Below are 8,341 nucleotides of genomic sequence, written 5' to 3'. Positions count from 1 at the left end.
TAATATATATATTACTTATTCAGCATCTTTTATGCTAAGAGCAATTTTTTTATTTTCAGAATCTACTGAAAGAATTATTGCTTTTACTTCATCACCAATTTTTAAAACTTCACCTGGATTATTTATTCTTTGGTGAACTATTTTAGAAATATGAACTAATCCATCTACGCCTGGTTCTAGTTCAACAAAAGCACCAAAATCGCTTATTCTTACAACCTTACCTAAGACAGCAGAACCTTCTGGGTATTTTTCCTCAATGTTACTCCATGGTTCTGGAGTTAATGCTTTCATACTAAGAGAAAGTCTATTATTTTCTCTATCAGCTTCAATTACCTTAACATCAACTATTTGCCCTTTCTTTAATGCACTTTCAGCTGACTTTACATGATTCCATGAAATTTGAGATAAATGTATCAATCCATCAACACCATTTACATCAGCAAAAGCACCAAAGTTAGTAAATCTCTTTATTTCTGCCTTAACTACATCACCAACACTTATATTTTCCCAAGCTGCATCTTCTATTACCTTTTTCTCTTCTTCTAATATTACTCTTCTAGACGCAATTATTCTTAAATTTCCTTCAATTGAAAAATCTATTAATCTAACTTCTAGTTCTTTTCCTACTAAATTACTTCTATCATTTGCAAATCTTATATCTACTTGTGAAGCAGGTATAAATACTCTGATACCTTTATAATTAGCTACCAGTCCTTTTTCCTTAGATTCTTTTATTTTAACAGAAAAAGTTTCTTTATTATCAAATAACTCTTGAAGTTCTTGTAGTGTCTTTTTCTTTTCATATTCTAATCTTGAAAGAACTACGTTTCCATCTTCATTTTTTAACTTTATAACTTTAGCTGTTATTTCATCACCTATTTTTATTGAATCAAGATATGAAGCTAAGTTTTCTTCTGTAGTTAATTCCTTAAACGGAATAACTCCATCTGATTTATATCCAACTAAAGATATAACGACTTCTTCTCTTCCAATAGATAAAACTTCACCTTTGATTTCATCTCCAATTCTAAATCTTCTATCCATTTCTTCCATCAGCTTTAATTGATCTTCCATATTAATCTTTCCCTCCATAATATCAATTACTTCTTTTATTATCCAGTCAGGAGTAGATGCTCCAGCAGTAACCCCAACAACTTTTTCTTTATTTTCTTCTATAAATTCTTTAGTAATTTCTTTAGCATTTTCTATATGAATTGTATTCTGACAATTTGATTTAGCAATTTGGTAAAGCTTAGTTGTATTAGAACTATTTTTTCCTCCAACTACAATCATAGTATCGACAGTCTTTGATAATTCATTAGCACTTTTTTGTCTTACTTCTGTTGCAGAACAAATAGTATTAAATGCTAAAAGTTCTTTTGAATTTGAAGATAAATTACTTAAAGTATTTTTCCAAGTTTCTTCTTTTTCAGTAGTTTGAGATACAACACATATTTTATTAGGTAACTTTTCTTCAAAATTACCATCTGTTGTTATTATAGCACTATTATTACACCATCCATTTATTCCTATAACTTCTGGATGCTTGTCATCCCCTAATATAACAATATTATATCCTAAATCTGAATATTTATTAACCTTCTTATGAATATTAGTCACATACGGACATGTTGCATTTACTACTGTAAGGCCTTTTTCTTCTAAAGTATTTAATACTTCTTTTGAAACTCCATGAGACCTTATTACTATAACATCATCTTTTTCTAATTGATTGATTTCATCAAGATTAATTGCATATATATCATTTTTTTCTAAATACTTTACAACATCATTATTATGTATTAATGGACCTAAAGTATAGATTTTTTTATTATATTGTTTTTTTATTTTAAGTGCTTCTTCTACAGCTCTTTGAACACCAAAGCAAAAACCTGCATTTTCAGCTAATAAAACTTTATTCATATTAACTCTCCTAAGTTTAAATTACATATTATATTTTTAATACAATAATTAAATATTACTTTTTATATTTAAGCATATTTTTTCTGTTACCTCTGAAATGGATAAGCCTGTTGTATCTATTTCAATGGCATCATCTGCTTTTCTTAATGGATCTATTTGTCTATTACTATCTGTATAATCTCTTTTTATTATATCTTCTAATATCGTTGAGTAATTAACATCTAATCCCCTGTTATTTAATTCTTTATATCTTCTTTCAGCTCTAGCTTCTGGAGTTGCTGTTAAAAAAAACTTGAATTTAGAATCTTTTAACACAACTGTACCTATATCACGCCCATCCATTATAACATCAAATTTACTTGACATATCTCTTTGTAATTTGACAAGTTTAGTTCTTACTTCTTGGATTGATGCATATTTAGATACAATAGCACTTATTTCTGGCATAGTAATTTGTTCTTGAATATTCACATCATTTAATATTAAATCGTCATTTTCAAATCTCATATCAAGAGTGTCTATTAAACTACATAAACCTTCAATATTTGTATCGTCTATATTATTATCCCTTGCAACTAAAGCGACAGCCCTGTACATTGCTCCTGTATTTATATACATTAAATCAAATTCTTTGGCAACTAACTTAGCAATAGTACTTTTACCAGCTCCAGCTGGTCCATCTATAGCAACTGATATTCTCAAAATAATATTCCACCTTTCATTCTAGAAAAACAATTTCATATAAATTATATTATTATTATTTGAGTTTAACAAGTAATTTTATATGTTACTTCCAGCTAAAAATCCTGTAGATAATGCAATTTGAACATTGTATCCACCTGTAAAAGCATCTACATCTATAATTTCTCCAGCAAAAGATAAATTGTTAACTAATTTAGACTTCATAGTTGAGGGATCTATTTCTAATGTATTTACCCCTCCTGAAGTTACTATTGCTTCTTCTATAGGTCTAAGACCTTTTATTTTAAGAATAATCCCACTTATTAAATTTACTAAAGTCTTTCTTTCTTCCTTTGTTATTTCATTTACCTTCTTATTTTCAGATATATTAGAAAGTTTAATTATAACTGGTATAAGCTTTTTAGGAAGTAATTCATCTAACGAATTTCTAAAATCTTTATTAATAAATTTTTTAAAATCCTTTTGAATTCTTGAATCAAGATCTTCTATTGATAAAGCAGGCTTTAAATTCAATGATATAGTATAATTATCATCCTTTAATATATATCTGGATGCCTTAAGAGCAAGAGGACCCGATATACCGTAACTAGTAAATAACAACTCTCCTTGTTCTTTATATAATGGTTTTTTAGATGCTTTATTAAATAAAGATATTTCTATATTTTTTAATGTTAATCCTGCTAAATCTCGTATCCATTCATTTTTAAGTTCTATAGGAACTAACGATGGTTTTAAATCTACTATATTATGACCTAATTTTTCAGAAAATTTTAAACCATCTCCTCTTGAACCTGTCAATGGGTAGGAAACCCCTCCTGTAGCTATAATAAAGTAATCACCATTTATAAAATGATTATTATTTATTTCTACAGCTTGAATTTTATTGTTCAAAAATTTTATATTTGTCACCCTGCTGTTTAGCTTTATATCAACATTATTCTTTATTAATTCACTTGATAATCCTTTAATTATATCAGAAGATTTATCTGATAATGGAAATATACGCCCCCCACGTTCAGTTTTTAATTTTATACCTTGAGATTCAAAAAAATTTATTACATCTTCATTAGTATATGTATATAATGCACTATATAAAAAATGAGGATTTCCAGGTATATATTCAAAAAACTCGGATATGTCCTTAGCATTTGTAACATTACATCTGCCTTTTCCTGTTATGAATAATTTTTTACCTAATTTTTCATTTCCTTCTAAGAGTAAGACATTATTATTACTTTTAGATGCTGTTATAGCTGCCATCATTCCTGCTGGACCAGCTCCTATAACTATTACTTTTTTCATTGTAATCCTCCTGTTGTGCATATATTATCCTAATAAATATATCATTTTAAAACTTTTAATTCAACATAACAAAAACATAAAAAGTGCTAAGTTATATTAATTAATATAACTTAGCACTTTTTTGTATTTATTAATCTTCGCCTACATTCCTATTATTATAAGAATATACATTATAATCTTTCCAGATTGACTCAAGGTTGTTAAATGTATCTGTTATACTTTGTTTTTCTCTCATACCTACAGCAATTATTAGTGCATTAATAACAGATAAAGGTGCAACAAGAGAATCCACAAAAGATGCCATATTACTTTGAGCTATCAATGAATAATCTGCTTTAGATGCTAAAGGAGATAATAAACTATCAGTAATTGCTACTACCTCAGCTCCCCTATCTTGAGCAAAAGCTAATGCATCAATTGTTCTTGAAGCATATCTTGGAAATCCTATTCCTATTACAAGATCTCCCTCTCCTACATTTATCATTTGTTCAAAAATATCAGATATTCCATATCCAACAGTCTTTACGTTTTGTAAAATAATATTCAAATAAAATCCTAAAAATTCAGCTAAAGCAGTTGAACTTCTAAGGCCTATAATATATATCCTCTTAGCTTCAAATATTTTATTAATAACATCTTCAAATGTGTTATAATTTATTTTCTCCAAGGTTGATCTTATATTTTCTATATCTGCTTTAAGAACACCTTTAAGGGCATATCCCTCACTTATGTAATCATTAGATAATTCTAAACGTTGAACTGTTGTAAGTTTATTTTTTATTAATTCTTGTAAAGCTTTTTGAAGCTTAGGATATCCAGAGAATCCTAATTCATTAGCAAATCTAACAACTGTTGATTCTGAAACTCCAACAGAAATACCTAATTTAGCTGCAGTCATAAAAGCAGCTTTATCATAGTTTTTTAAAATATATTCAGCAATCAATTTTTGACCTTTACTTAATCTTGAAAATCTAGCCTGTATTAATCTCATTAAATCCTTTGAGTTATCATTAAGGTTAATATCCATCCTTATCCCTTCTTTTCCTTGAATTTAACAACTTAGTAATTATATATTAACACTTTTTGAATGATTCATCAATAATCATTTCATTTTATTATATTTTCATTATAAAAACTTGACTAAATATATGAAGTTGTCAATTTCATTTTTTCTCAATAATAACCATGATAGGCGAGATATTTTCTCGGTTTAAATACGATTGAATCATAACTCCAAACTTATTCTTAGGCAAAGTTTTTAAATACTCCAAAATGCAAGATTCTTCAATTTTGCCTTCATAATGACCTCTATATATGCATATAATCATAAACCCACTACTATTCAAAATAGAAAGTCCCTTCTTTATACTTTCTAAAGAGGTTTCATGCATGGTAGTTATATTTTTATCGCCCCCAGGTAGAAACCCTAAATTATAAATTATACAATCTACATTTTCATGAATATATTTATGAAATAAATGGTGAGAATCATTTATTACTTCTACATTAGTAATATTTTTTTCAATATATTTATCACATAGCCTGTTTTTGAATATCAAAAGAATAAACATATTGAAATATATTAGATAAAAAGTCAGTATCATGACCATTACCTAGAGTTGCATCTATAGCAATTCTTTTATTAGTAATAAAACTTTCTATTATATGATGAGATAAGTCACTTATATTTCCTACATACTTATACACAATTACACCTCGACTTAAACTTCTATTCTATAATGAATTTATATACTTGAGCTCTTCTTCAGTCAGACTTCTCCACTCGCCTCTTTTTAAGTATCCAAGTTTTATATTGCCTATAGCAATTCTTTTTAATGTAATTACATCATGACCTAAAGCAGAACACATTCTCCTTATTTGTCTATTTTTACCTTCATGTATGGTAATTTCAACTAAAGAATTACTATTATTTGTTTTAATATCTTTTTCTTTACTTATAACTTTTATCTTAGCGTCAGAAGTAATATATCCTCCAATATCTATTCCACTTTCAAATTTTCTTATTTCCTCTGATGAAAATATTCCCTTACATAAGGCTATATATTTTTTATCAACTTCAACTCTTGGATGTATTATTTTATTATATATCTCTCCATCATTAGTTAACAAAAGTAACCCTGAACTATCATAATCAAGTCTTCCAATGGGATATATTCTTTCATTAACCTTTATTATGTCTAATATGGTTTTTCTGCCCTTCTCATCCTTTACAGAAGTTATGTAGCCCTCTGGTTTATTTAACATTATATATAATTTATTTTCTTCTGGAAGAATCCTCTTTCCATTATAAAATACTTCGTCATTTTCAGGATTTATTTTAACACCTAACTCATTTACAATTTTATCATTTACTTTAACTTTACCTTCTAATATTATTTGTTCACATTTTCTTCTAGATGCAATTCCACATCTTGCCATATATTTTTGTAATCTTTCTTCCATATAAAATCACTCCACTTTTTAATAAATGACTATTATGCCATTTAAAGATTATTATATAGTTTTTTTTATATTTTACAACATTATATTTTTCAATTGATAATTATTTGTATGTAATATTTTGCAAAGCAAAATTTCTAATTCATAGTTCTCAAGGTACAATTCGCAGTTGCTCTTATTTTGTAGGTACACGGTAACAACTGTAAACTAAATAAATCACTTCACAATTCATATATATTTACTACTATGTTATTAATATAGTAATGTAAAAAAGAGTGTTTAATAAAACACCCTTTTTTACATTATTCTAAAGTTTTTAATAACTCATCTAAATTTCTTTTTAATTCAATAGCTTTTTCCATTGAAATATTCATATTACACATCATTTTGCTTGGAACATCTTGAGCTTTTTTTTGAAGTTCCTCACCCTTTTCCGTTAATTCAGCTATTACTACCCTATCATCTTTTTCATCTCTGTATCTTTTTATAAGATCCATTCCTTCAAGTTTTTTTAATAGCGGAGTTAGGGTTCCAGAGTCTAAGTGTAGCCTATTACCAAGATGTTTTACAGTAGCTTTTTTTTCTTCCCACAATACCAGCATTGCTATATATTGTGTGTACGTAAGATTAAATTCATCTAGTAATGGCTTATATAATTTTATTATTTCTCTTGATGCTGCATATAAAGAAAAACATATTTGATTATCTAATTTTAGATGATTGTAATTTGTCATATAATTCACCTACATAAAAGTTAATATTTAAAATTATCTTACCTTGTTGAGTATTTTATGTCAACCTTTAATATATAGATGTAGTCTATTTACTCAAAAGATTTTCAATATCAGCCTTAAGTTTTAAAGGAGTTGTTGTTGGAGAATATCTTTTTACCACATGTCCATCTCTATCAATTAAAAATTTTGTGAAATTCCATTTTATTTCATTAGTTAGAATTCCTTTTTCTTGTTCCTTTAAGTATTTATATATAGGATGAGCCTTATTTCCATTGACATCTATTTTTTCAAACATATTAAAGGTTACCCCATAGTTAAGTTGGCAGAAATTTTTTATTTCATTATTTTCTCCTGGATCTTGACTTAAAAATTGGTTACAAGGAAATCCTAAAATTTCTAGACCTGAATCCTTATATTCTTTATAAAGTTCCTCTAACTCTTTTAATTGAGGGGTTAGTCCACATTTACTTGCTGTATTTACAACAATAACTACCTTATCTTTAAAAGCATCCATACCTATTTCTTTTCCATCTATATTTTTGCAGAATAATCATAAAAATTCATAACAAAGCCTCCTAATAATTAATTATAGTAATTTCTTTATATCATCTATCATTTCAAGAGGTTCTACAGTTGACTCAAATCTTCCAACAACATTACCTTCTTTATCAACTAAGAATTTTGTAAAGTTCCATTTTATAGAATCATCTAATAATGACTCAGGGAACTGTTCACTTAATATGCTATTTAGTAATTTACCATTTGGCTTACTTAAATCAAATCCTTCAAAAGGTTTTTGGCTGCATAAGAATTTAAATATAGGATGTGCAGAAATTCCCTTTACATTTATTTTTTCAAACAACTTAAATGTTACACCATAATTTAATTCGCAAAAAGTTTTAACATCAGTATTGCTGCCAGGTTCTTGTTCTAAGAATTGATTACATGGAAAACCTAATATTTCTAAACCACTAGCCTTATATTCCTTATGCAATATTTCTAAATCAGCATATTGAGGTGTAAATCCACATTTACTTGCAGTATTAACTACTAAAACAACTTTTCCTTTATAATCACTCATATTTATTTCTTTTCCATTAATATCTTTTGCATTAATATCATAAAAATTCATCTTAATTCCTCCACTTAAAATATATTGTTTAAAATTAAATTGTATTCAATCTATTTAAATATATAATATATCTTTTATTTTAATGTCA

General features: G+C 27.0%; 9 protein-coding genes and 1 pseudogene. All 10 read right to left on the bottom strand.

Going from position 1 to position 8,341, the window contains the following annotated elements:
* Positions 1-15: 15 nt before the first annotated feature.
* A complete protein-coding gene (locus A500_RS11055) occupies positions 16-1,923 on the bottom strand; it encodes a bifunctional 4-hydroxy-3-methylbut-2-enyl diphosphate reductase/30S ribosomal protein S1 (RefSeq protein WP_016207671.1) in 1,908 nt (635 codons plus the stop codon).
* A gap of 48 nt (positions 1,924-1,971) precedes the next feature.
* Positions 1,972-2,625 (bottom strand): (d)CMP kinase, encoded by a 654-nt coding sequence (gene cmk / locus A500_RS11050; protein ID WP_016207670.1) that lies wholly within the window; start codon positions 2,623-2,625, stop codon positions 1,972-1,974.
* A 78-nt stretch (positions 2,626-2,703) separates the two neighbouring features.
* Positions 2,704-3,927: a BaiN/RdsA family NAD(P)/FAD-dependent oxidoreductase gene (locus A500_RS11045; RefSeq protein ID WP_016207669.1), complete on the bottom strand. Its 1,224-nt coding sequence runs from the start codon at positions 3,925-3,927 to the stop codon at positions 2,704-2,706.
* A gap of 130 nt (positions 3,928-4,057) precedes the next feature.
* Positions 4,058-4,954: a MurR/RpiR family transcriptional regulator gene (locus A500_RS11040; RefSeq protein ID WP_016207668.1), complete on the bottom strand. Its 897-nt coding sequence runs from the start codon at positions 4,952-4,954 to the stop codon at positions 4,058-4,060.
* A 136-nt stretch (positions 4,955-5,090) separates the two neighbouring features.
* Complete coding sequence (locus A500_RS11035) at positions 5,091-5,498, bottom strand: tRNA (mnm(5)s(2)U34)-methyltransferase (protein ID WP_242835125.1); 408 nt, start codon at positions 5,496-5,498, stop codon at positions 5,091-5,093.
* A complete protein-coding gene (locus A500_RS21330; RefSeq protein ID WP_242835124.1) occupies positions 5,461-5,634 on the bottom strand; it encodes a hypothetical protein in 174 nt (57 codons plus the stop codon). The genes A500_RS11035 and A500_RS21330 overlap by 38 nt, the downstream gene beginning before the upstream one ends.
* A 27-nt stretch (positions 5,635-5,661) precedes the next feature.
* Entirely contained in the window at positions 5,662-6,390 is a 729-nt protein-coding gene (locus A500_RS11030) for a pseudouridine synthase (RefSeq protein WP_016207667.1), read from the bottom strand.
* Positions 6,391-6,689: 299 nt separating this feature from the next.
* Positions 6,690-7,121, bottom strand: a complete 432-nt coding sequence (locus A500_RS11025) for a MarR family winged helix-turn-helix transcriptional regulator (RefSeq protein WP_016207666.1) — start codon at positions 7,119-7,121, stop codon at positions 6,690-6,692.
* Between the two features lie 85 nt (positions 7,122-7,206).
* A pseudogene (locus A500_RS11020) lies at positions 7,207-7,685 on the bottom strand (glutathione peroxidase).
* A 22-nt stretch (positions 7,686-7,707) separates the two neighbouring features.
* Positions 7,708-8,253: a glutathione peroxidase gene (locus A500_RS11015; RefSeq protein WP_016207664.1), complete on the bottom strand. Its 546-nt coding sequence runs from the start codon at positions 8,251-8,253 to the stop codon at positions 7,708-7,710.
* Positions 8,254-8,341: the final 88 nt, after the last annotated feature.

The organism is Clostridium sartagoforme AAU1 (genome assembly GCF_000401215.1).
Taxonomy (GTDB): domain Bacteria; phylum Bacillota; class Clostridia; order Clostridiales; family Clostridiaceae; genus Clostridium; species Clostridium sartagoforme.
Note: the sequence above shows the minus strand (reverse complement) of the source record. Positions and strands in the feature narration are given on the sequence as shown.

What these genes read in the sequence shown, in the direction of transcription:
- A500_RS11055 (WP_016207671.1), bottom strand. Translation starts at nt 1,923, where the DNA reads ATGAATAAAGTTTTATTAGCTGAAAATGCAGGTTTTTGCTTTGGTGTT.
- A500_RS11045 (WP_016207669.1), bottom strand. Translation starts at nt 3,927, where the DNA reads ATGAAAAAAGTAATAGTTATAGGAGCTGGTCCAGCAGGAATGATGGCA.
- A500_RS11040 (WP_016207668.1), bottom strand. Translation starts at nt 4,954, where the DNA reads ATGGATATTAACCTTAATGATAACTCAAAGGATTTAATGAGATTAATA.
- A500_RS11035 (WP_242835125.1), bottom strand. Translation starts at nt 5,498, where the DNA reads ATGTTTATTCTTTTGATATTCAAAAACAGGCTATGTGATAAATATATT.
- A500_RS11030 (WP_016207667.1), bottom strand. Translation starts at nt 6,390, where the DNA reads ATGGAAGAAAGATTACAAAAATATATGGCAAGATGTGGAATTGCATCT.
- A500_RS11025 (WP_016207666.1), bottom strand. Translation starts at nt 7,121, where the DNA reads ATGACAAATTACAATCATCTAAAATTAGATAATCAAATATGTTTTTCT.
- A500_RS11015 (WP_016207664.1), bottom strand. Translation starts at nt 8,253, where the DNA reads ATGAATTTTTATGATATTAATGCAAAAGATATTAATGGAAAAGAAATA.